General features: G+C 31.0%; 21 protein-coding genes and 1 pseudogene. 12 read left to right on the top strand and 10 right to left on the bottom strand.

Annotated features, from left to right (window positions below):
* Positions 1-138 precede the first annotated feature (138 nt).
* Positions 139-345, bottom strand: a pseudogene (locus tag Q8S45_RS06000) (hypothetical protein); the annotation flags it as partial.
* Between the two features lie 13 nt (positions 346-358).
* Positions 359-1075: an SDR family NAD(P)-dependent oxidoreductase gene (locus tag Q8S45_RS06005; RefSeq protein ID WP_305602286.1), complete on the bottom strand. Its 717-nt coding sequence runs from the start codon at positions 1073-1075 to the stop codon at positions 359-361.
* 104 nt (positions 1076-1179) lie between these two features.
* Here Q8S45_RS06005 and Q8S45_RS06010 point away from each other — a divergent pair, with 104 nt between their 5' ends.
* On the top strand, positions 1180-1365 hold the full coding sequence (locus tag Q8S45_RS06010) for a hypothetical protein (RefSeq protein ID WP_305602289.1): 186 nt from the start codon (positions 1180-1182) through the stop codon (positions 1363-1365).
* A gap of 67 nt (positions 1366-1432) precedes the next feature.
* Positions 1433-2443, top strand: a complete 1011-nt coding sequence (locus tag Q8S45_RS06015; RefSeq protein ID WP_305602291.1) for an SRPBCC family protein — start codon at positions 1433-1435, stop codon at positions 2441-2443.
* Between the two features lie 27 nt (positions 2444-2470).
* Here the strand turns inward: Q8S45_RS06015 and Q8S45_RS06020 are convergent, their stop codons facing one another.
* From Q8S45_RS06020 to Q8S45_RS06035, 4 genes are all read right to left on the bottom strand, one after another.
* Positions 2471-2803 carry a cupin domain-containing protein gene (locus tag Q8S45_RS06020; protein WP_305602293.1) on the bottom strand — a complete coding sequence of 111 codons (333 nt, stop codon included), beginning with the start codon at positions 2801-2803 and terminating at the stop codon, positions 2471-2473.
* Between the two features lie 9 nt (positions 2804-2812).
* The gene (locus Q8S45_RS06025) at positions 2813-3163 is read right to left on the bottom strand and encodes an SdpI family protein (RefSeq protein WP_305602296.1); all 351 of its coding nucleotides are present in this window, start codon (positions 3161-3163) and stop codon (positions 2813-2815) included.
* Positions 3164-3279: 116 nt separating this feature from the next.
* Positions 3280-5949, bottom strand: coding sequence for a TonB-dependent receptor (locus tag Q8S45_RS06030; protein WP_305602299.1), 2670 nt, complete (start codon positions 5947-5949; stop codon positions 3280-3282).
* A gap of 64 nt (positions 5950-6013) precedes the next feature.
* Positions 6014-6883, bottom strand: a complete 870-nt coding sequence (locus Q8S45_RS06035) for a GLPGLI family protein (protein WP_305602302.1) — start codon at positions 6881-6883, stop codon at positions 6014-6016.
* A gap of 123 nt (positions 6884-7006) precedes the next feature.
* Here Q8S45_RS06035 and Q8S45_RS06040 point away from each other — a divergent pair, with 123 nt between their 5' ends.
* The 3 genes from Q8S45_RS06040 (at position 7007) to Q8S45_RS06050 (ending at position 9839) form a co-directional block, all read left to right on the top strand.
* A complete protein-coding gene (locus Q8S45_RS06040; RefSeq protein ID WP_305602304.1) occupies positions 7007-8476 on the top strand; it encodes a sensor histidine kinase KdpD in 1470 nt (489 codons plus the stop codon).
* Positions 8469-9149 carry a response regulator transcription factor gene (locus Q8S45_RS06045; RefSeq protein WP_305602307.1) on the top strand — a complete coding sequence of 227 codons (681 nt, stop codon included), beginning with the start codon at positions 8469-8471 and terminating at the stop codon, positions 9147-9149. The genes Q8S45_RS06040 and Q8S45_RS06045 overlap by 8 nt, the downstream gene beginning before the upstream one ends.
* Before the next feature lie 75 nt (positions 9150-9224).
* Complete coding sequence (locus Q8S45_RS06050) at positions 9225-9839, top strand: deoxynucleoside kinase (protein ID WP_305602310.1); 615 nt, start codon at positions 9225-9227, stop codon at positions 9837-9839.
* A gap of 81 nt (positions 9840-9920) precedes the next feature.
* Here the strand turns inward: Q8S45_RS06050 and Q8S45_RS06055 are convergent, their stop codons facing one another.
* From Q8S45_RS06055 to Q8S45_RS06070, 4 genes are all read right to left on the bottom strand, one after another.
* Positions 9921-12386: a sodium-translocating pyrophosphatase gene (locus tag Q8S45_RS06055; RefSeq protein ID WP_305602312.1), complete on the bottom strand. Its 2466-nt coding sequence runs from the start codon at positions 12384-12386 to the stop codon at positions 9921-9923.
* Positions 12387-12510: 124 nt separating this feature from the next.
* Positions 12511-13038, bottom strand: coding sequence for an inorganic diphosphatase (locus Q8S45_RS06060; RefSeq protein WP_305602315.1), 528 nt, complete (start codon positions 13036-13038; stop codon positions 12511-12513).
* Between the two features lie 74 nt (positions 13039-13112).
* On the bottom strand, positions 13113-15608 hold the full coding sequence (locus Q8S45_RS06065; RefSeq protein ID WP_305602318.1) for a DUF5686 and carboxypeptidase-like regulatory domain-containing protein: 2496 nt from the start codon (positions 15606-15608) through the stop codon (positions 13113-13115).
* Between the two features lie 61 nt (positions 15609-15669).
* Positions 15670-16650 (bottom strand): pyruvate dehydrogenase complex E1 component subunit beta, encoded by a 981-nt coding sequence (locus Q8S45_RS06070; RefSeq protein ID WP_305602321.1) that lies wholly within the window; start codon positions 16648-16650, stop codon positions 15670-15672.
* A 169-nt stretch (positions 16651-16819) separates the two neighbouring features.
* Between Q8S45_RS06070 and Q8S45_RS06075 the strand changes: the two genes are divergently transcribed.
* The 7 genes from Q8S45_RS06075 (at position 16820) to Q8S45_RS06105 (ending at position 22550) form a co-directional block, all read left to right on the top strand.
* On the top strand, positions 16820-17566 hold the full coding sequence (locus Q8S45_RS06075) for an electron transfer flavoprotein subunit beta/FixA family protein (RefSeq protein WP_305602324.1): 747 nt from the start codon (positions 16820-16822) through the stop codon (positions 17564-17566).
* An 80-nt stretch (positions 17567-17646) separates the two neighbouring features.
* A complete protein-coding gene (locus tag Q8S45_RS06080) occupies positions 17647-18609 on the top strand; it encodes an electron transfer flavoprotein subunit alpha/FixB family protein (protein WP_305602327.1) in 963 nt (320 codons plus the stop codon).
* An 88-nt stretch (positions 18610-18697) separates the two neighbouring features.
* Positions 18698-19300: a bifunctional nuclease family protein gene (locus tag Q8S45_RS06085; RefSeq protein ID WP_305602330.1), complete on the top strand. Its 603-nt coding sequence runs from the start codon at positions 18698-18700 to the stop codon at positions 19298-19300.
* Positions 19301-19312: 12 nt separating this feature from the next.
* Positions 19313-20707 carry a NupC/NupG family nucleoside CNT transporter gene (locus tag Q8S45_RS06090; RefSeq protein ID WP_305602333.1) on the top strand — a complete coding sequence of 465 codons (1395 nt, stop codon included), beginning with the start codon at positions 19313-19315 and terminating at the stop codon, positions 20705-20707.
* Positions 20708-20791: 84 nt separating this feature from the next.
* On the top strand, positions 20792-21616 hold the full coding sequence (locus Q8S45_RS06095; protein ID WP_305602335.1) for a thymidylate synthase: 825 nt from the start codon (positions 20792-20794) through the stop codon (positions 21614-21616).
* A gap of 29 nt (positions 21617-21645) precedes the next feature.
* Positions 21646-22062 (top strand): 2TM domain-containing protein, encoded by a 417-nt coding sequence (locus Q8S45_RS06100; RefSeq protein ID WP_305602338.1) that lies wholly within the window; start codon positions 21646-21648, stop codon positions 22060-22062.
* Positions 22059-22550 carry a dihydrofolate reductase gene (locus Q8S45_RS06105; protein WP_305602341.1) on the top strand — a complete coding sequence of 164 codons (492 nt, stop codon included), beginning with the start codon at positions 22059-22061 and terminating at the stop codon, positions 22548-22550. Before Q8S45_RS06100 ends, Q8S45_RS06105 begins: the two co-directional genes overlap by 4 nt.
* Positions 22551-22675 lie beyond the last annotated feature (125 nt).

Consider the following 22675-nt stretch of genomic DNA (forward strand, 5'->3'; position numbering starts at 1 on the left):
CAAAATAAACTCAATAACAGACCTCGAAAAATTATTGGCTATAAAACGCCTAAAGAAATAATGGAATCTGAACTAAAATTTGTAGCTTAGACTCACTAAAAAATGCAACCTTTTGTTGCGTTAGAACCTTGAATGCAGCAATATGTACAACATGTCACCAAGTGCGTCTGCAACCTCAACCAAATCATTATTATTTGCAGCCTCAAAATATTCCTTGTTTTCTTCATCCATTAAATTAAACCGTAGTTCAATTTTATCTTTAGGTAAATTTGCTATTGGGTTTTCATTAATTCCCAACCCAAAGGCTTCGTGAAATTCTTTAACTGCTTTTAGTTTTTTCTTCATTTTTAAAATCGCATTAAGAGAATTTATATAATAAATTAGATGGCAATCTCCTTAATACAAAAGCAATTATTGCCCATCGTTTAGTAATATATGCTTTCTTTTTTTTCTTTTCAATAGCTTTGTAAATTTGCTTGGTTGCCTTATCTAAAGACGCCATCCAAAATGTTTTTCCTAAAGCCATAGCGGTATCAACAAATCCAGGTTGAATATCTGTTACATAAATTTTTGCTTTACTTCTTTTTCCTTTCATCCAAAGTGATTCTAAATAACTAGCTTGGAACGATTTCGAAGCAAAATAAGCAGGCACATGCCTGTTTCCTCTTATAGAAGCAATAGACGATATTCCCACCAAATGACCAAACCCTTGCACTCTAAATAATTTATAGGCTAAGCCATAAATAAAAGTTGCTGCAATTACATTGGTTTGCAATGTTGGTAATTCTTTTTCCCAAGTTAATTCATAATTTGGATCTCCAATTCCAGCGCTATAAATAATAAGATCAATAGTATTTAACTCCCTTTTTAACGTTTCAAATAGTTGTAAGGTCGCATTATTATCTGTAACATCGTGCTGTTTAATAATAAATTTAGAAGGATTTTCGGCTTTAATCTCTTCCAACATTTGCAATCTTCTCCCCGTAATTATAACGGTACAATTATTTTGAACATACAGCTTAGCCAATTCTTTACCAATTCCAGAAGTAGCACCAATAATTAAAACATTCTTCATCGTATTATTTTATTTTTCAACTTTATTTAAAAGCATGTGAAACCGATAAATATATCAGTCTTATCGTAAAAACATGTATTTTTGATGTTAAATATACATGTTTTATGTTTACAAAAGGACAGCTTATTTTTGCCGCATTTTTTATAGTTGCATTTACCTTATTAATGATTTGGAGTTATAGAAAAGATATAAAGATTCATAAAAAACACTATAAAAACACTTATTTAATAGTGATAGCTCTTTTTTTAATTGTTGCAATTTTTACATTAATCACTTTTTCTATGCATTAAAATAAAAGTTTTTTTTACAGAACATTTTAATTAATTTTGTGAGAAACAAACCCTTAACCCTCAAGATATGAAATTTACTAAGTACATTTTATTTACCCTCTTAATTGTAATTATTGGATTTTCCATGTATATAGCTACCCTTAATGACATGTACAATTTAAAACATACAAAAACAGTAAAAGCACCTATTGAAGTGGTTTTTGAAGAAATTAACGATTTTAAAAATTGGCAGAATTGGGGTCCTTGGTACGAAATAGATACCACAATTATAGCTTCATTTGAAGGAAAAACAACTGGTGAAGGAGCATCCTATTCCTGGACAGGAAAAGAAGGTGATGGTTCTATGAAAACTATATCTGTTGTACCTAATAGAGAACTTATTCAACAAATTGATTTTGGAACAGGAAGCACTCCAGAGGTATATTGGAATTTGGAGGAAGAAGCTGAAGGGACTTCCATAACTTGGGGTATGAGAGGGAAAAGCACCTTTACTGAAAAAATTTATTGGCTTTTTAAAGGTGGTATTGAAAAAAATATGATTCCCACGTACGAAAGAGGTTTGGTTTTGCTGGATGAACATTTAGTGAAAGAAATGGATAAACAAATTGTTGAATATCCGGGAGTTGTTGAGTATGGTGGTGGCTTTTATATGTACAAAACAACTTCAAGTAAAATTGATGAAGTTAGACTAAAAATGGTAGATATGTTTACAGATATTAACAAATATATGGAAACTAATGCTATTCAATCTTCTGGGAAACCTTTTATAATAAGTCATCAAAAAGATGTAACAAATGGCACTACTATTTTTTCTGCATGCGTTCCAATTAGAGAGCGAGTAATTACACAGGGCGACGTTTTATCTGGACTTTTAAAAACTCAAAAAACGTTTAAAACTATTTTAAAAGGTGATTATAAGCATCTAAAAACAGTTTGGGAAAATGCCTATATTGAATTGCAAAATCAAGGTTTAACTCCTTTAAACAATGGAGAACCTTTTGAAATTTATACTGTTAACCAACACGATACACGAAATCCCTCGAAATGGGTTACCGAAATATACATTCCAATTAAGTAAGAACCAGGTTAGCTGGAATACTACAATCTATTTACCTCTAATCATAGTTAACACCATTTTAAACTGTTCTACAGCCTTTAGCGAATGTGGAATATTCGCAGGCATTACAATGGCTTCATTAGCTTCTAATATGTTAGAAACTCCATTTATTACAATATCCGCTTTTCCTTCAACAATATAAACCAATGCGTCAAATGGCGTTGAATGTTCGCTTAACCCTTCTCCTTTATCAAAAGCAAATAAAGAAATATTTCCAGTATCTTTTTTCAAAATGTGTTTACTTACTACCGCACTTTCGTTAAAATTAATGCTATTTTTAAAAGAAAATTTAATTCCTTTTTCGAATTCATTTGTTTTCATATTTCTTATTTATTCGTTATTAAATTTATTTTTTATTGCTTTTTCAGTTGAAACCCAAAGCCAAATCACCAACAAAATTAACACTCCTAAACCAATTGCTAGAGCTAATTTATTGGATATTATTATTAAAAAACCAACTATAGCAAACCCAAACATAATTATACCAGCTTTAATCATTTTCAAAGCTGATAATTTTTGTGCAAAATCCCAACTTTCTTGAGATTTCATCGAGTTTTTTGTTCGATACCCATATAAACTATTGATTTTTTTTGGTGGAAACTTCAACATTAACAACCCTGCTGTACAAAAAATTACAGCATCTAAAATTGATATTAAAAAAAGTGGATTTGAATAATTCATAGCGCTATTTTGAACTTTTAAAAGTAAACATAAAATTTTAAATAGAATAAATTACAAAAAAAGACTGCCTAAAAAGATTAGTTTTCAGGCAGTTCTTTAATTCAAATAACAAATAACTATAAATTATATTTAATAGAGAACATGTACAAACGAGGCTGAATATAATATAATGATGTGGTATTACTATCCGAAATTTCGTTGTAACTATCTGTGTTCATCGAAGTGTTATCGGTTACATTTGACGCTGAAAATTTAAATTCCCACTTGCTGTTTTTTTGTTGATAATATAAATTGGAATTTAAAAATGAATAGGTATTATTCACCGTTCTTTCATCATTTTCATAATTATAATAACTATAATCTGCTGTAAAAATAAAATGTTTCAAAAATCCTACCTCCATATTTGCAAACGGACGATCTGTAGTGCTTCCAGTATTTGAATATTCCGAAAAAGATTTTTCGTAACCAATTTCAAAATTTGGGGCATTTTTAAATTTTGTTGCTAAACTTCCTTGATAATTATGAGAAAAAGATTTTGATTCAATAGGTAAACCATTTACCACATTATTAAATATAGAACTATTTAAATTAGCACTAAAATTAGTTTTTAATCTACTATACGTTTTTCCATATCTAAAAAATGCTGAAAAATTTTCGTCGGCAAAATCAGAATTAAACGGACTTGTAATTCTGTCTACTCCAATTAACTGAGTGCTATTTTTTATTTCATTTACTTTTTTCGTATAATTTATGGAAGCGTTTATATTGGTAAATGAAAACATACTAAAGCTAAAATAACTTAATGAATATCTGTGATACAAGCCATTTTCTAAATCTCTGTTTCCACTAGAAAGTGAATTATAATTAGACATTAAATATCCTTCAGCTATTTTACTTATATCGGCAAATTGTGTCGAAATGGAATAATTAAAACGTAAACTTTCTGACGATTTAAGTTGTAATCGAGCATATAAATCTGGCAATAAAATTGTTTTAGATTCTTTATTCTCGGTTCCTAATTGGATATCTTTTATGGCGTAATGGTGTAGTTTTAAACCCGGTTCTACGGTAAGTTTACCTGTTACAGTTTTATAATGAAGTCCTAGAAATACATCATTAAAATTAAAATCAACATCATTATTTAAAAACGAATCGTTAAAATTTAAAACACTTCCATTATCTAGATTTTGGGTAATCCGAGACGATAAACTTTGATTACTAAATGTAGATCCTAAGGTTACATTAATATTGCTTTTAGGTGTTAACAAATAGTAGTAATCGAATTTAGCATCCAATTTATTAGTGCTCAATTTTTTATGTTGAAGTAAATTAAATAACGATTGAGTTTGAGATGTAGGAATTAACACAAATGGTTGAGATGAAGCCAACGAATTGTAGAGCGGTTTGTCAGATTCTATATTATGCTGTAATTCGGCAGCAAAAATATTTTTATCGTCTATGGTATAATACATGTTAAAATTCTGATTCAGCGAAATTGGCTTTTCTTCTTTATACGTATCAACTGCACCTCTTTGGGTAGAGGTAACATCGTTAAATTCAGTTTGTTTTGATGTTTTTCCAAAAATATCATAATCAATATGCATGTTAGCATTTGGCTTATAGGTGGTGCTAAATTTTAACATTCCTAACGTACTGCCCTGTATGGCTTTATTTGAACTTTCGTCTGTTAAATTAAGTTTATTGTAAAACGTATTTGATTGGGTGAACATAGCAGTTTCTGAATCATTTACAATTGCAAACCCGTTTAAATCAATAGTTTTTTTAGGCGCCATACTAAAATTAAGTGCTCCAAATTTTGAGGTAATTTCTTCTGCTCTGTTATTTTGAGCAGTCATAAATCCCAATCCGCCTGAAGAAACATTAAAGCTAGTTCCACTACCTCTCATACCACTTCGTAAACCTCCTGTAAACCTGAAATAATCTCGCATTGTAAATGGTGCTTCACCAATGTTATTGAAATCTGCTAAAACATTTACACTCTTTTCTGGGCTATAATAAAATAGCTTAGGTTTAGCTAAGTACTTTTCATTATCCCCTATTCCTCCATTTACTTCACCAAACCAAAATCGCTTTTTACCTTGTTTTAACTTTATATTTATAACAATATTATCTTCATTATTGGTAACCCCTCTCATACTAGAAACTTCGTTATAGTTTCTTAAAACTTGTATTTTATCAATAGCACTGGCAGGTATATTTTGAGTTGCTAATTTAGAATCTCCATCAAAAAACTCTTTACCTTCAACCAATACTTTTTGTACCTTTTTACCTTCTACTTCAACCTCTCCATTGTCGTCTATTTCAACACCTGGTAATTTTTTTAATACGTCTTCTAGCTTTTTTTCTGAACCGGTTTTGAAAGAATCAGCATTGTAAACAATGGTATCTCCCACTATTTTAACGGGCATTTCATAGGTGATATCTACTTGTTTTAAAGATTCATTTGATTCTTCTAAAACTATATCTAGTTTAAAATCTGTTGCGTCATTTTTAACCGCTACCTCAACATTTTTAGTGTTGAATCCCAAATAGCTAACTTTAAGAGTATAGGCTTCATTTTGAGCTAAACTTAATTTAAAATTTCCTTTCGAATCTGTTATGGAATAGGATTGTAGAAACTTTGTGTCTTTTTTAAAGGCAATAACATTGGCCATTTCCAACGAATTTCCATCCTTATCTTTTACAATTCCTTCCATTTTAACAGCTTGTGAAAAAAGAATTAATGGTAGTAATAATGCACTTAATAGACTTGCAATTTTTTTCATTTTTAAACAGTATTTAATTGAAGGGTTTGTAGTGAGTTTAGGATTTTTAATTATCAATTGATCTTTACCCTCCAATTCGCATCATATGAGTTCCTCCTCCACTTTTTTCACGTTCATTTCTAAATCTTTCTCTCATTTCTTTGGTTTTTTCCAACACCATAGCATCGTAATCTTTTTGATTCATTTCCTTTCCTTTCTTTGGTTCAGAAATTACGGCTTTTTCTTTTGGGTTAATGGTAATTTTTGTACATAACATCATAGTAGAACCATCATTAATCTCTAATATTAATCCTGGTAAACCCCAATAATCACTAGGACCATGACTTACAGGAATATCCATAGCATACCAAGCTGTTATAATAACTTGCTCCATTTTAGGTTCGGTATTCTCGTCTTCGGTTTGATTGTTATTCCCTCTTCCAAATCTAAATTCTGGCCTAGCTTGTCTTTCAATAACTGTAGTCGCTTTAAAACATAAATATTCTCCAATCATTTTTGATTCTTGCTCCATTTTCCAATCATAGATTACCAATGCATCTTTTACTAAAAAATTTTTTCCGCTAAACTCATTTTCTTTCGAAGCTGTTTTAGTCTGAGTATTCTTATAATAAACACCAGATGCACCACCGCTCATCATCATAAAACGCATACCACCAAAACCTCCAGCGCCTGCTTGTTCTAACTTTTCTTCTTGCTTATAAACCGATTCCGATTTATTAAAACTAAGCTCGTAGGTTTTTTCCAGCTGATTTTTCATCATTTCCTCAATTTGTTTAACTCTATCCGCAGGAATTCCAGAACTTGCAAGATCCATTTCGACCTTTGTTTTGGTTTGATAAATAGCCTTTCCTTGAAAATCTTGAGCCAATAATGACGAAGAAATGGACGAAATAAATAATATAAACACGCCAATTTTTATAAAAGAAATATTCATTTTTTATTTTTTTTAATTAATAATTGAACAAATATAATGTCAAATAGCTTAAATTAGAGTTATTTAATGTTAACGTCTGTTAAGCGATTATGTAATTAATTTATAAGTGCTTAATTTTGGACTATGAATAAATTCAACTATAAATATATTGTTTACTTTATTGCTTTTACAGTAGTGCTAACTATTGGAGTACAAGTGTATTGGAATTATAAAGAATATCAAGTTAATAAACAACATTTGGTGAGTAAAGTTCAGTTAAGTTTGGATAATTCGGTAGAAGCATATTACGCCAATTTAACCAAATCAGGTATTATTACACTTACCTCACGAGATGGTAAAAATTCTAGGGAAAAAATTGACACAATTGTTGTAAAAACTAATTCTAGAAGAGGATTACGTAAGCAAATTGACAGCACCTTACAAAACATTGAAAAGTCAAACAAAAAGAAACCCCTTATTATTAGTAACCATAGAGGTAGTGGATTTCCTTTTTTTGGATCAAACACTAATTTTCCAAAAAACATAGATAGTTTAATATCAAAAGTGGCTATTTCCATTTCAAGAGACACGTTAGATTTAAAAAAACTAGATTCATATATTGGAAAAGAGCTAAAAAGAAATCACTTATCTATTAATTACGCGCTGAAATATAACTATGAACAATGGGATGAGAATGATAGTATTGTTAAAAAAAGTACTGAATTTAAATTTGAGAATTTCCCTAAAAATTATTTGAAAACTGAGTCAAAGTCAACTTTTTTACCTCATCGAAGTTCGTTGGAGCTATTTTTTATAAATGAAACAGCATTGGTTTTAAAAAAATCGCTCATTAGTATACTTCTTTCGTTATTACTTTCAACTTGTATTATTGTAATTATATTTTATCTGCTTAAAACCATTTATAAACAAAAACAACTGGCTGAGGTTAAAAACGATTTAATAAATAATATTACCCACGAGTTTAAAACGCCAATTGCAACAATTTCAACTGCATTGGAAGCTATGAAAAGTTTTAATGTATTAAACGATAAAGTTAAAACTAAAAAATATATTGGTATCGCCCACTCTCAAGTAGATAAATTAACAATGATGGTTGAAAAAATTCTAGAAACGGCTGCCTTAACACATGAAGAATTGGAGTTAAAAAAAATACCACATGATATTGCCCAAGTTTTAATTGAAACAATTGAAAAGTATAAATTAGTGGCTAACGGAAAAAATATTACATTTATTAATAAAACAACTAATGTACTGTTGCAAATGGATAAATTTCATTTAGAAAATGCCATTGGTAATGTTTTAGATAACGCACTTAAATACGGCGGTAATTTAATACAAATTAATTTAGAACAAATTAACAAAAACATTGAAATTACAATTGACGACAACGGGAACGGTATTCCAAAGTCACAAAAAGATAGAATATTTGAACAATTTTATAGAATCCCTACCGGAGATACACACAATGTAAAAGGATTTGGAATTGGTTTGTATTACTCTAAAAAAATTATTGAAAACCATAATGGAACCATCGAATTGATCTACAATTCTAAAAATAGTGCACAATTTAAAATAAAATTACCTCTTGAATAATCCAATTAAAATATTACTAGCTGAAGATGAACCTTCTTTAGGGCAAATAATTAAAGAGAGTTTAGAAACTAGAAACTTCGAAGTTTTATTATGTGAAAATGGTGAAATAGCCTATAAAACATATTTACTTGAAAAACCATTATTACTGGTGCTCGATGTTATGATGCCAAAAAAAGATGGTTTTTCTTTAGCCAAAGAAATTAGAGCCGAAAACCCAACCATTCCAATTATTTTTTTAACAGCTAAATCACAAACTGAAGATGTTGTAAAAGGTTTTACCATTGGTGGAAATGATTACTTAAAAAAACCTTTTAGCATGGAAGAATTAATTGTAAGAATTAATGAGCTTCTAAAAAGAGATAATTTCCAAAATAACCAAGAAAAAATTGAGTTAGGTAAATTTATTTTTGATTTAAAAAAACAAACCCTTGTTTTTGATTCAATTACGGAAAACCTCACACATAGAGAAGCCAATTTATTATTTTACTTAATAAAAAATAAAAATCAAGTTTTGGAACGTTCCTTTATTTTGAAAAAATTATGGGGAGACGATGACTTTTTCAACGCACGTAGTATGGATGTGTTTATAACCAAACTTCGCAAAAAATTAAAACAAGACCCTGCCATACAGATTATCAACGTGCGTGGATATGGTTATAAATTAATCTACTAACGCATAAATAAATTGTAGGGCTAAACTTAAAAAAAATGTTAACTTTAGCACCTTAATTATTTTACAATTTAAATTATGCATGTAGCAATTGCTGGAAATATTGGGGCAGGTAAAACTACGCTTACCAAATTATTAGCCAAACATTACAAATGGGAACCACATTACGAATCTGTGGATGAAAATCCATATTTAGATGATTTTTATAGCGAAATGGAGCGTTGGTCATTCAATTTACAAGTTTATTTTTTAAACAGTAGATTCAGACAAGTTCTAGAAATTAGAGAAACTGGAAAAAGTTTAATACAAGATAGAACTATTTACGAAGACGCTCGGATTTTTGCACCCAACTTACATGCCATGGGTTTAATGCCAAATCGAGATTTTCAAAATTACCAATCTTTATTTGACTTAATGGAACGATTGGTTACACCTCCAGATTTATTAATCTATTTACGCGCATCAATTCCAACTTTGGTAGGACAAATACATAAAAGGGGTCGTGAATACGAAAACTCAATTAGCATCGATTATTTGAGCAGACTGAATGAACGTTACGAAGCTTGGATTTCTAAATATGAAAAAGGAAAATTATTAATTATTGATGTAGATAATTTAGATTTTGTTGATAACCCTGAAGATTTAGGTACCGTTATTGATAAAATTAACGCACAAATAAATGGGTTATTTTAAGTAGATAAATTTAGTTAAACATATATATGAAACAAAAAAAACTCATCAATTGATGAGTTTTTTTTGTTTTTAAAATTGAAATTAATCTCTAATTCTCATTTTATAGAACGATCTATATACAAAATACAAAGCTACTGCTAAGAAGACAATTCCAAAATATGGTGCAATCTCTCTAAATGAAGGAGAAATAGCAATTTCCATTGCTAACAAACCAAATAATGTCGTGAATTTAATAATTGGATTAAGAGCTACCGAAGAAGTGTCTTTAAAAGGATCTCCCACAGTATCTCCTACAACAGAAGCTGCGTGTAAATCAGTTCCTTTTTCTTTCATATCCACTTCAATTACCTTTTTAGCATTATCCCAAGAACCACCAGCATTTGCCATAAATATAGCTTGATATAACCCGAAAAATGCTATCGAAATAAGATAACTTACAAACAATGAAACTGGAGCCGCAGCAAGTAATAATTCTGCCTCACTCATTCCTTCCACAATACCTGTTGGAGCAGAAAAGAAAGCAAATGCCAAAGCAAAAGAAAAAATAGCAATAAAAATATTTAACATTCCCTTTTGAGCATATTGTGTACAAATTTTTACCACTGCCTTAGATTTTTCAACGTCTGCTTTTTTAGGCGCATCAGGATCTAGATTAATATTGTCTTTAATATAAGCTACCGCTTGACTTGCTCCTGTTGTTACAGCTTGTATACTAGCCCCCGAGAACCAATAAATAACTGCTCCCCCAAGTAAAAATCCGAAAATTGTATACGGGTTCAATAAATTTAAAACTTGTTCGGGTTTAATACCTAACGAATGTTCAATTACTAAAATCAACGCAAAAATCATGGTAGTGGCACCCACAACGGCGGTTCCAATAAGTACTGGTTTAGCTGTAGCTTTAAAGGTGTTACCAGCTCCATCATTTGCTTCTAAATAATATTTAGATTTTTCAAAATCTGGTGTAAAACCAAAATCACGTTCAATTTCAGGAGTAATTGCTGCAATATCTTCTTCTATTAAAGATAACTCATAGATAGATTGGGCATTGTCTGTTACTGGACCATAACTATCAACAGCAATTGTAACAGGTCCCATACCCAACATACCAAATGCAACCAATCCAAATGCAAATATGGAAGGATAAATCATAATTTCGCCTAAACCAAAATTTGAAGCATAATAAGCAACAAACATCAAGAAAAAGAACACCATTCCTAACCAGAAAGCACTGAAATTTCCAGCAACTAAGCCTGAAAGAATGTTTAAAGATGCGCCACCTTCCTTTGAAGCTTCAACAATTTCCTTAACGTGCGTTGATTTAGGGCTTGTGAATAATTTTGTGAATTCAGGAATTAAAGCTGCACCAAGAGTTCCAGCACTAATAATTACAGAAAGTGTAATCCATAAATTATTTCCCAAATCCGCTATTAAGAAATAACTTGCAATAAAAGTAACTACCATGGAGAGAATGGAAGTTATCCAAACCAACGATGTTAACGGTTTTTCAAAATCCAATTCATCTACATTGCTGTATTTGGCTTTAGTAATTGCACCATTAATCCAAAAAGAAACAATGGAAGTTATTACCATTAATATACGCATCACAAAAATCCAAACTAACAATTGAGTTTGTAATGCAGTATCTGTAATAGCTAATAAAATAAAGGAAATTAAAGCTACACCAGTTACCCCATACGTTTCAAAACCATCGGCAGTTGGTCCTACTGAATCTCCAGCATTATCACCAACACAGTCTGCAATAGTACCTGGGTTACGCGGATCATCTTCTCCAATCTTAAAAATTACTTTCATTAAATCGGAACCAATATCTGCAATTTTAGTAAAAATACCACCAGCAATACGCAATGCAGAAGCTCCTAAAGATTCCCCGATGGCAAAACCTATAAAACTTGCACCTGCATATTCTCCAGGAACAAACATTAGAATAATTAGCATAAGTAATAATTCCAAAGAAATTAAAACAACACCAATACTCATTCCTGCATTTAAGGGAATGTTTAATAATTTAATTGGTTTTCTTTCTAGCGAAGCAAAAGCCATACGAGAGTTTGCCAATGTATTCATTCTTATTCCAAACCAAGCAACCGCATAGGAACCCAAAATTCCAAGCACCATCCAACCAAGAATCATTAATACGCCTCCAATTCCAAAGGCATGTTCAAAATGTACTATACCGGTTTCTGGATCAACCACATATTTACCCGATAAAAATCCAAAGTAAAAAGCAACAGCAGTTCCAATAAATGCAAATAAAATAAAAATAAATTTCCCTTGCTGAATTAAATATGTTTTGGCTGTTTCAAAAATTACTTGAGCAACATCTAACATGGACTGGTGTGCTCTTATTTTTTTTACTTGTACAAACTGGTAATAACCAAAAAGCAAACCGGCTACTGTAATTAAAAAGCCCCAATATAAAATACTTTGTTCTTTAATTGCATCTGGAATTACTAGATCTGCTTCACTGGCCATACCACGTAATGGAGACATCAGTACAATTAAAATGGCGATAATTTTTTTCATTTGTTAAATAGATATTAATTAGTTTTATTTAAATTAGGCTAAAAATACTATTTTCAAATGTTTTCGCAACACTTTTTTAAAAAAAAATCCTTTCAAAAAATGAAAGGATTTTTAAGCTATTTTTTTATATTGTAAATGTTCTTTTTTTCTTATGCTCACTTAATTCATATCGCTCTAAGCTAGTCTCTAAAATTTCATAAGCTTCAACAGAATCTCCCCATCCCCCAACATCCACTTTTTTCTTTTCTAAATCTTTATAAACCTGAAAAAAATGTTCAATTTCTTTTACTTGGTGAGGATTCATATCTGAAATATCTCTTAATTGATTCCAAATTGGATCGGATACTGGCACACAAATTAATTTCTCATCAGGTCCTTTTTCATCAGTCATATGAAAAACCCCAATTGTACGAACTTCCATTACGCACATAGGAAAAGTTGGCTCACTACCTAAAACTAAGACATCTAAAGGATCTTTGTCTAAAGCTAATGTTTCTGGAATAAAACCATAATCACCAGGATACATCATAGATGAAAACAACATTCTATCAAATCTAATTTTGTGTAATGTAAAATCATACTCGTATTTATTTCTACTCCCTTTAGGAATTTCAATTAATACATCAAATGTTTTTCTAATTTTAGCATTCATCTTTTTTCTTTTAAATTAATTTTTCACAAAAATACAAAAATAGGTATGGTTCCCTATAAATTTTCTAACAAACTTTAGAAATGAAATCCAAAAGCTCCTTTAATGGCAAATTTGGTTGCATTTGGCATTTCCTTATAATTACCTCTCCAACTAAAATCTATTCTAAATACTTTAAAAATATTTCCAATTCCAACGCTATATTCATAATATCCTCTTGTTGGAGCTACATAGGAAATATTAGAAGCATTTAATGCCATGTTCTTATCAGAAATTTCACCCCAAACACCTTTTATTCCAACAAGTTCTCTTAAATTTAAACTTCTTAGTAAGGGAATTCTCGACAAAAATCGACCGTTAAAACTGTGTTCAATATGTAAAGAAGCATAGGTATCTGTAACAAATTCGTAATAATCTAACAACGAATAGGTGTTTTCTATCGTAAAATAAGATTGATTCCCCGGAACAACATTTAATAAACCTAGTGGTACTTCACCAAAGGTTTTACCCGCTTCAACAGTTGCAAACAGTCTTCCAAATCCACCAATTAAAATAGGTTGACGGTAGTAGAATTGTACTTTTTGATAATCAAAATCGCCATTTAACACTCCTTTTATTCCTTTTGAATAATTTAAAAATAAGGTAGAATATACATCTGTAACTTCATTTCTTTCAACTCCAAACCCAATGGTTTTTCTATTTGGAGTATATTTAATTGAAAAATCAAATTCAGACTGAACCACTTCAGATTTTTTAATATTGTTTAACTCGTCTACCCAATAATCGAGGTTAAATGTAAGTGGTGATGCCGATTTTAAAGTTCTGTAAGATGCTCCAATTTTTACTTCTAAATTGTTTTTAGGCTCAATAGATACAAATACATTTGATAAATTTATTGAAGTTAATTTACTATTGTCTCCACTCGAAAATAAAGAGGAAGATGCAAAACTTCTCCCTAAAATATCGTTGGTTGTTGTTAAGCTAACACCAATTTGTTCTATATCTCTTCTATTTCCACCACCAATAATAAGGCGCGATTTTGGTTCAATCATCCATTTTCCAGACATACCATATTTGAACTGGTTATCATTTAAACCATAAGCTGTATATCCTTGAATTCTCCATGGCTCATTACCCCCTAAATAAGTTCTACCACCAACCCTTATGCGCCATCCTTCAACATCATTTTTACCAAAAGTTGAAAATATTGGCCCATAATCAAAGTTTGTAAATTCAACATATCCAGAACCTAATATAGATGCCAAATTATAAATTTGCTTGAATTTTGGAACTGTTACCAGAGTGTCGAGCAAAGCATAAATTCCTGCTTCATCATCATTTAAAGCCTCTTGCCTGTTTTCTGACCAATAATCATTCGATTTTTTGTATATTTTCTGATCATACACATCAATTTGTTTATTGTAGAATTTTTCTTCTTTTGGTTGGTCAAAATTATAGTTTTTGAACATGGTGGTTCGTTTACCATAAATTCCAGTTGACTTATCCTTTTTGTTTAAACTAAAATCTGAAAGCATATAATCTCTTTTCAACAAAAAAACTGAATCGTTAACTACATCAAATTCTTGTTCAATATAAATGTCTTTAACCCAGTTTATGTTGGCGCTTTTATTTGCTTGTAAGTTAATTTCTTTAATTGCAAAGGTGGAATCGTTCACCCAAAAATCGCCTTTAAAGGTTAATTCATTTTTACGTCTTGGATAATAAAGTATATTATAACACCACTTGTTATCAATAAAGGCGCTGTCAGCTAAAATATAATTATAGGTTGAAACTCCTACCAATTTAGAAATTGGACTGACAAAACTCTTATCAAATATTTTAATATAATTGTCGTAAACATTATAGTCTACATATAAATCTTTAATGAAGGCAATTACATTTTGGTTTGATTCGAATCCTGAATTTTTGTTGGCGACAAGATCTTCTTTTAACTTTTTACCTTCTTTATTTTTGCCGTAAGATTTATAAACCGACTCATTTATAAATATTGGCAAATATGATTTCCCAGTAATGTGAGAGGTATCTATACCTTTAAAAACAAACTCCATTCCTTTAAAAAGTTTGCTTTTCATTAAAGAGCTATCAATATTGTTCATATCAAACTCTAACTTTTCGTACTTATCAAATTGATATTGATCAAAAAGGTAAATTCCATTTTGACGTTTTTTAGCCCAAATTTTCTCTAATATATCAATAGCAGGATTGCCCTTTTTCTTTACCTTCCCACTGTAAATAAACACTTGACTCAGCTGGTTTGCAGCTTCTTTTAGCACAATAGTTATGTTGTAATCCCTACTCTTAACTTCCACTTTTTTAGTTTCGTAGCCTAAAAATGACACTTCAATTTGTATATAATTTTTAATTGATTCTAAATAAAATTTACCGTTTTCATCTGAAACTGTTCCCACGTTTGAGCCAACAAAAACAACATTGGCAAATGGCACAGACTGGTTGTTTTCGTCTTTTACAAATCCACTTATTTTAGTTTGAGCAAATGTAGATAAGGCTACAAGTAAAAATAAAATGGGGAATATTAAAATTTCTTTCTTCATAATAAAAAAACCTTTCAAGATTGACTTGAAAGGATTTGTGTGTGCAATTGTTATACCAATTTTATTTTTTGTACAATACGTCTTTTACTGCTTTAACCACATCATTTGCGTTAGGCATCCATTCTTCCAATAATACTGGAGAATAAGGAGCAGGGGTGTCTGCTGTAGTAATTCTTCTTATTGGAGCATCTAAAAAATCAAATACATTTTCTTGTACTTGAAATGTAATTTCTGATGAAACACTAGCAAATGGCCAAGCTTCTTCTAAAATTACCAACCTATTTGTTTTTCTAACAGAGGTGTAAATAGCTTCAAAATCTAAAGGTCTAATGGTTCTTAAATCAATAATTTCAACCGAAATTCCCTCTTTTTCTAAAATATCAGCTGCTTTGTATGCTTCCTTAATTATTTTCCCAAAAGAAACAATTGTTACATCATTTCCAACTCTTTTAATATCAGCTACACCAATTGGTATAATATATTCTCCCTCTGGAACTTCACCTTTATCACCATACATTTGCTCAGATTCCATAAAAATAACTGGATCATCATCTCTAATTGCAGCTTTTAACAACCCTTTTGCATCGTAAGGATTTGATGGAACAATTACCTTTAATCCCGGTGTATTTGCAAACCAGTTTTCAAAAGATTGAGAATGGGTTGCTCCTAATTGACCTGCTGATCCTGTTGGACCTCTAAATACAATCGGACAATTTATTTGTCCGCCTGACATTTGTCGTATTTTGGCAGCATTATTTATAATTTGATCAATCCCAACTAACGAAAAGTTGAAAGTCATATACTCAACAATTGGTCTATTTCCATTCATAGCTGAACCAATAGCAATACCTGTAAATCCTAATTCTGCGATTGGAGAATCAATAACTCGTTTTGCCCCAAATTCATCTAACATTCCTTTAGACGCTTTATATGCACCATTATATTCCGCAACTTCTTCACCTATTAAATAAATAGATTCATCTCTACGCATTTCTTCGCTCATTGCCTCACAAATGGCCTCTCTAAACTGTATTGTCTTCATTTTAAATATTTTTAAGATTTGCAAAAGTAATCATTTCTAAAATTACTATCAAATAAAGGTATCAATAAATTTTTACTATGCGCGCATAGCATTTTAAAAAAAATTAGTATCTTCGTATCCTAACAATAATTCTTTTAACTTTACATCAAATAAAAAATACATGATATCAATGAAAATATTAGTTTGTATTAGCCACGTTCCAGACACCACTTCAAAAATAAATTTTACTGAAAATAATACGAAATTTGATAATAATGGCGTGCAATTTGTGATAAACCCTTACGATGAATTTGCTTTAACAAGAGCAATGTGGTTTAAGGAAAAACAAGGAGCAACAGTTACTGTAATAAATGTTGGAAACGCTTCAACTGAACCAACCTTGCGCAAAGCATTGGCTATTGGTGCAGATGACGCAATCAGAGTTAATTGCGAAGCTACTGATGGATTTGCAGTTGCAAAAGAAATAGCTTCGGTAATTAAAAATGGAGGTTATAATTTAGTATTGGCAGGAAAAGAATCTAGCGATTACAACGGAGCAATGGTGCCTGGCATGGTTGCTTCTTTAGTAGATTTTAGCTTTATAAATGCGTGTATTGGACTAGAAATTGAAGGTGAAAAAGCAACTGCAAGTCGTGAAATAGACGGTGGAAAAGAAGTAATTTCAACATCACTTCCATTGGTAATTGCAGGACAAAAAGGATTGGTAGAAGAAAAAGATTTGCGCATTCCTAATATGAGAGGAATAATGATGGCACGTCAAAAACCACTAAATGTTGTTGAACCTGTAAATTCTGAAAACGCAACAGCTATTGCCTCTTTTGAAAAATTAGAAACAAAATCGTCTTGTAAAATGATCGATGCTTCGAATGTTGAAGAATTGGTTCATTTATTACATACAGAGGCAAAAGTTATATAATATTAAAAAGATAGAGTGCTTAATTAGTTTCCAAAAATTAATCAGCCTTTCAAATAAACAATTAAACAAATAGAAAATATATGTCAGTTTTAGTATTTGCAGAATCATCCGAAGGAAAATTCAAAAAATCTGCTTTTGAGGTTACTTCCTATGGTAAAAAGGTTTCCGAATTATTAGGAACCAATATGGTGGTTTTAACCATCAATTCAAACGAACCATCTTTATTGCATAAATACGGAGCACAAAAAATTATAACAGTCACAAATTCTAATTTAACTGTATTTAATGCTAAAATAGTTTCAAACATAATAAAACAAGTTGCTGAAAAAGAAAGTGCCACCACAATTATTGTGGATTCAGGAGCAAATGGTTTGTATGTTGCGCCACTAATTGCAGTGGAATTAAAAGCTGGCTATGCGAGTAATGTAACTGCATTACCAAGTTCTACTTCACCTTTTATTATTAAAAGAAAATCGTTTTCAAGTAAAGCATTTGCTAACTGTGAAATTTCTACTGATGTAAAAGTTGTTTCATTGGCTAAAAATTCGTTTGGAGTATTTGAAAATGAAGTTGTTGGAAGTGTTGAAGAATTTTCAGCAACTATTGTTGAAAGTGGAATAACTTCTGTATCTATTGAACAAACAAAAGGAAAAGTTACCATTGCAGATGCCGATATTGTTGTTTCTGGAGGAAGAGGATTAAAAAGTGGTGAAAATTGGGGAATGATTGAAGAGTTAGCATCTGTTTTAGGTGCTGCAACCGCATGTTCAAAACCAGTTTCTGATTTAGGTTGGAGACCGCATAGTGAACACGTTGGGCAAACAGGAAAACCCGTTGCCTCTAATTTATATATAGCCATAGGAATTTCAGGTGCCATTCAGCACCTTGCTGGCGTTAATTCTTCGAAAGTAAAAGTAGTTATAAACACCGACCCTGAAGCTCCATTTTTTAAAGCTGCAGATTATGGTATTGTTGGCGATGCTTTTGAAGTAGTCCCTAAATTAATTGAAAAGTTAAAAGAATTTAAATCAAATAACGCATAATTTTACTAAATTGTGCCTTCATAAGGCTGTCTAATAATTGGGCATCAAAGTCCTTTGATTAGACCGCCTTTTTTGTTAATTTTAACTCATGACATTAGTTCGATTAAATATTCAAGGAATTTCCTATAGCCAAACTCAAAGTGGTGCTTACGCCTTAGTTTTAAGTGAAGTAGACGGAAATAGAACATTGCCGATTGTAATTGGTCCTTTTGAAGCACAATCTATTGTAATTGCTTTAGAAAAAGAAATTAAACCACCTAGACCATTAACACACGATTTATTCAAAAGTTTTGCCGATAGATTTAATATTGTAATTAAACAGGTTATTATTCATAAATTATCTGATGGCGTGTTTTTTTCATCTCTGATTTGTGAAAGAGATAAAATAGAAGAGATAATTGATTCTAGAACCTCTGATGCCATAGCCTTAGCAACTCGTTTTAATGCCCCAATATTTACCTATGAAAACATTTTAGACAAAGCTGGTATTATCTTAAAAATACAAGACGAAATAACATTTCAAAAAGTCAAAACAACAGTTGAAGATTTAATAAATGACCCGTCGTCAGCTAATAAATTAGCCGAAGAAACACTAGACCAACTAAACTCTAAATTAAACGAAGCAATTCAAAACGAAGATTATGAATTGGCTGCCAAAATAAGAGATGAAATTTCAAAAAGAACCTCATAATTATATAAACCTATGTTAAAAAAAACAAGTTTATTTGCCTTGCTTTTATTAAGTATCTCTTCTCTAAATGCACAAGAAACAATTCAAAACACTCTTATAGACAATCAAGGTTTTTCCATAACTTCGTTATGGAGAGGAGTTTTAGGAATGGCTACGTTAATACTTGTGGCTTACCTTTTTAGCAGTAACAGAAAAGCTATCAACTGGAAAACTGTTGGAGCTGGTTTAAGTGCACAATTACTTATTGGAATTGGTGTGTTAAAAGTTCCTTTTATTCAAAATATTTTTGAATTTGTTGGTGGTATTTTTACTAATATATTAGATTATACTTCGGCCGGAAGCCAGTTTTTATTTGGAGGTTTAATGAATATAGATTCGTTCGGTTTTATTTTTGTTTTTCAAATTTTACCAACTATTATTTTCTTTTCAGCGTTAACTTCTTTATTATTTTATTTAGGTGTTATTCAATTAATTGTGAAAGGAATGGCATTAATGTTAACCAAATTATTAAAAATTTCTGGTGCCGAAAGTTTATCGGTTGCCGGTAATATATTTTTAGGTCAAACGGAAGCTCCTTTAATGATCAAAGCATATTTAGAGCGTATGAATCGATCTGAAATTTTATTGGTTATGATAGGTGGTATGGCTACCGTTGCAGGTGGAGTTTTAGCTGCATATATTGGGTTTTTAGGTGGAAATGACCCTGTTCTTAGACTTCAATTCGCAAAACATTTATTAGCGGCATCAGTTATGGCAGCACCGGGAGCCATTGTAATCTCTAAAATGCTCTATCCGCAAACTGAAGAAATTGATACGAACGTTCATGTTTCACAAGATAAAATTGGTTCAAATATTTTAGACGCCATTGCCAATGGAACTACTGAAGGACTAAAATTGGCAGCAAATGTTGCTGCAATGTTATTAGTTTTTGTAGCTATTATTGCCATGCTAAATGGTATTTTAGGTTGGTTTGGAAACATTACCAATTTAAATGATTGGATGGCAGCAAATACGCCATATCAACAATTTACATTAGAAGCCATTTTGGGAACTATTTTTGCACCGCTTATGTGGTTAATTGGTGTTGCAACAGCAGATATTATGTTAATGGGACAATTACTAGGTGTTAAACTTGCTGCGAGTGAGTTTATTGGTTACATCCAATTAGCTGAGTTAAAAAATATGGCAAACGCAACTCATTTAACCTACAGTAAATCTGTAATTATGGCTACTTATATGTTATGCGGTTTTGCAAATTTTGCATCTATTGGTATTCAAATTGGAGGCATTGGATCTCTTGCTCCCGGACAACGTAAAACCTTATCAGAATTTGGAATTAAGGCACTAATTGGAGGTTCCCTTGCTTCATTATTGTCTGCAACCATTGCAGGAATGATTATTGGGTAATTTTCCTAAATTCCTTTAAGAAGAACTTAAATTTATATGCACATTGTTGAACTTGAAACTTTCAACTTTAAACTTTAAACTTTCATGAAACAATACTTAGATTTAATAAAACACGTGCAAGAAACAGGAATATTTAAAGAAGATAGAACTGGTACTGGTACTAAAAGTATTTTTGGATATCAAATGCGATTTGATTTAAGCGAAGGGTTTCCAATGGTTACTACCAAAAAACTGCATCTAAAATCTATTATTTATGAACTTTTATGGTTTTTAAAAGGTGAAACTAATATTGAATATTTAAAAGAAAATCAAGTTAAAATTTGGGATGCTTGGGCAACTGAAACTGGAGAGCTTGGACCAGTTTATGGTCATCAATGGCGTAATTGGAATAGCGAAGGAATTGATCAAATAGCACAATTAATAGAAACAATCAATACAAATCCTGATAGTAGACGGATGCTAGTTTCCGCTTGGAATCCAAGTGTTTTGCCCGACACATCGGTTTCGTTTACCGAAAATGTTGCAAATGGTAAAGCCGCTTTACCTCCTTGTCATGCTTTTTTTCAATTTTATGTAGCTGATGGAAAATTATCATGTCAGTTATACCAACGAAGTGCCGATATATTTTTAGGAGTACCATTTAATATTGCATCGTATGCTTTGTTAACTATGATGGTAGCACAAGTTTGTAATTTAATTCCTGGAGATTTTATTCACACCTTTGGTGATGCCCATATTTATACCAACCATAGTGAACAAATTAAATTACAACTTAGCCGAAAACCAAAGCAATTACCAACCATGGAAATTAACCCTTCTGTGAAAAATATTTTTGATTTTAAATACGAAGATTTCTCTCTGGTAAACTATAATCCACATCCGCATATTAAGGGTGTAGTCTCTGTTTAATTTATTAATTTTTAATTCATTTATATATAATGGAACCAACAAAAGAACAACACGAATTATACGAAAATGCAAGGTACCGAATTAAACAAAAAAAACGATTATACTTTCATTTCGTCCTATTTTTAGTAGGATCAGTATTTTTAATTATTTTAAATAAAGTTTTGAACGTGGGCGAAACAGTAATTGAAGACTGGTTTGTTTGGGCCATATTAGTTTGGTTCTTTTTATTTGTTCTGCACGTAATTAATGTTTTTATTACAGAACGCTTTATGGACAGAACTTGGGAGCGCGATCAAATTGAAAAACTAGTTAAAAAGCAAGAATTAAAAATTGCACAACTCGAAAAGGACGTGGCTGCAAAAATTAAACTTTCGGATGAATCTCAAAAAGCACTTGAAAATTTAAAAAGAAACGAAGAAATACAACAGAACCCATCTCAAGAATGATTACCATTATTGCGGCAATAGGTAATAACAATGCAATAGGTAAAAATAATCAGCTTATTTGGCATTTACCAACCGATTTAAAGCGGTTTAAAGAAACTACACTAAATCATTTTATTATAATGGGTAGAAAAACATTTGAATCATTTAATAAACCACTGCCTAATAGAACTTCTGTTATAATTACAAGAAACAAAACTTATAATGCTCCGGGCTGCTTGGTAGTAAATTCACTTTCTAAAGCACTCGAAATTGCAAAAGAAGATTCACAACCTTTTATAATTGGCGGAGCAGAAATTTACAAACAAGCCCTTGAAATTGCAGATAAGCTAGATTTAACTTTTGTACACCACAATTTTGAAGCTGATACTTTTTTTCCTGAAATTAATTTAAAAATTTGGGAAGAAACTTCCAGGGTTTTTAACAAAGCCGATGGAAAAAATAAATACGATTATAGTTTTGTTACTTTTATAAGACGTCAAACTGTCTAAAAACCCTCTTTTTTCATTCGGTACAATAATTTACTTATAATTCTTAAATAAGCGGCATTTTATTTTGCTAATTGATTGATTATCAATATATTTATATCATATTTTAACAACTTTTATTATGAAGT

The organism is Lutibacter sp. (assembly GCF_030692605.1).
Classification (GTDB): domain Bacteria; phylum Bacteroidota; class Bacteroidia; order Flavobacteriales; family Flavobacteriaceae; genus Lutibacter.

Bases quoted from the DNA above. Each gene is read 5' to 3' on its own strand.
- Q8S45_RS06010 (WP_305602289.1), top strand. From the start codon at position 1,180: ATGTTTACAAAAGGACAGCTTATTTTTGCCGCATTTTTTATAGTTGCA.
- Q8S45_RS06065 (WP_305602318.1), bottom strand. From the start codon at position 15,608: ATGAAGAAAGAAATTTTAATATTCCCCATTTTATTTTTACTTGTAGCC.
- Q8S45_RS06020 (WP_305602293.1), bottom strand. From the start codon at position 2,803: ATGAAAACAAATGAATTCGAAAAAGGAATTAAATTTTCTTTTAAAAAT.
- Q8S45_RS06105 (WP_305602341.1), top strand. From the start codon at position 22,059: ATGATTACCATTATTGCGGCAATAGGTAATAACAATGCAATAGGTAAA.
- Q8S45_RS06030 (WP_305602299.1), bottom strand. From the start codon at position 5,949: ATGAAAAAAATTGCAAGTCTATTAAGTGCATTATTACTACCATTAATT.
- Q8S45_RS06015 (WP_305602291.1), top strand. From the start codon at position 1,433: ATGAAATTTACTAAGTACATTTTATTTACCCTCTTAATTGTAATTATT.
- Q8S45_RS06040 (WP_305602304.1), top strand. From the start codon at position 7,007: ATGAATAAATTCAACTATAAATATATTGTTTACTTTATTGCTTTTACA.
- Q8S45_RS06005 (WP_305602286.1), bottom strand. From the start codon at position 1,075: ATGAAGAATGTTTTAATTATTGGTGCTACTTCTGGAATTGGTAAAGAA.
- Q8S45_RS06060 (WP_305602315.1), bottom strand. From the start codon at position 13,038: ATGAATGCTAAAATTAGAAAAACATTTGATGTATTAATTGAAATTCCT.
- Q8S45_RS06080 (WP_305602327.1), top strand. From the start codon at position 17,647: ATGTCAGTTTTAGTATTTGCAGAATCATCCGAAGGAAAATTCAAAAAA.
- Q8S45_RS06095 (WP_305602335.1), top strand. From the start codon at position 20,792: ATGAAACAATACTTAGATTTAATAAAACACGTGCAAGAAACAGGAATA.
- Q8S45_RS06090 (WP_305602333.1), top strand. From the start codon at position 19,313: ATGTTAAAAAAAACAAGTTTATTTGCCTTGCTTTTATTAAGTATCTCT.
- Q8S45_RS06085 (WP_305602330.1), top strand. From the start codon at position 18,698: ATGACATTAGTTCGATTAAATATTCAAGGAATTTCCTATAGCCAAACT.
- Q8S45_RS06100 (WP_305602338.1), top strand. From the start codon at position 21,646: ATGGAACCAACAAAAGAACAACACGAATTATACGAAAATGCAAGGTAC.
- Q8S45_RS06050 (WP_305602310.1), top strand. From the start codon at position 9,225: ATGCATGTAGCAATTGCTGGAAATATTGGGGCAGGTAAAACTACGCTT.
- Q8S45_RS06025 (WP_305602296.1), bottom strand. From the start codon at position 3,163: ATGAATTATTCAAATCCACTTTTTTTAATATCAATTTTAGATGCTGTA.
- Q8S45_RS06070 (WP_305602321.1), bottom strand. From the start codon at position 16,650: ATGAAGACAATACAGTTTAGAGAGGCCATTTGTGAGGCAATGAGCGAA.
- Q8S45_RS06055 (WP_305602312.1), bottom strand. From the start codon at position 12,386: ATGAAAAAAATTATCGCCATTTTAATTGTACTGATGTCTCCATTACGT.
- Q8S45_RS06035 (WP_305602302.1), bottom strand. From the start codon at position 6,883: ATGAATATTTCTTTTATAAAAATTGGCGTGTTTATATTATTTATTTCG.
- Q8S45_RS06075 (WP_305602324.1), top strand. From the start codon at position 16,820: ATGAAAATATTAGTTTGTATTAGCCACGTTCCAGACACCACTTCAAAA.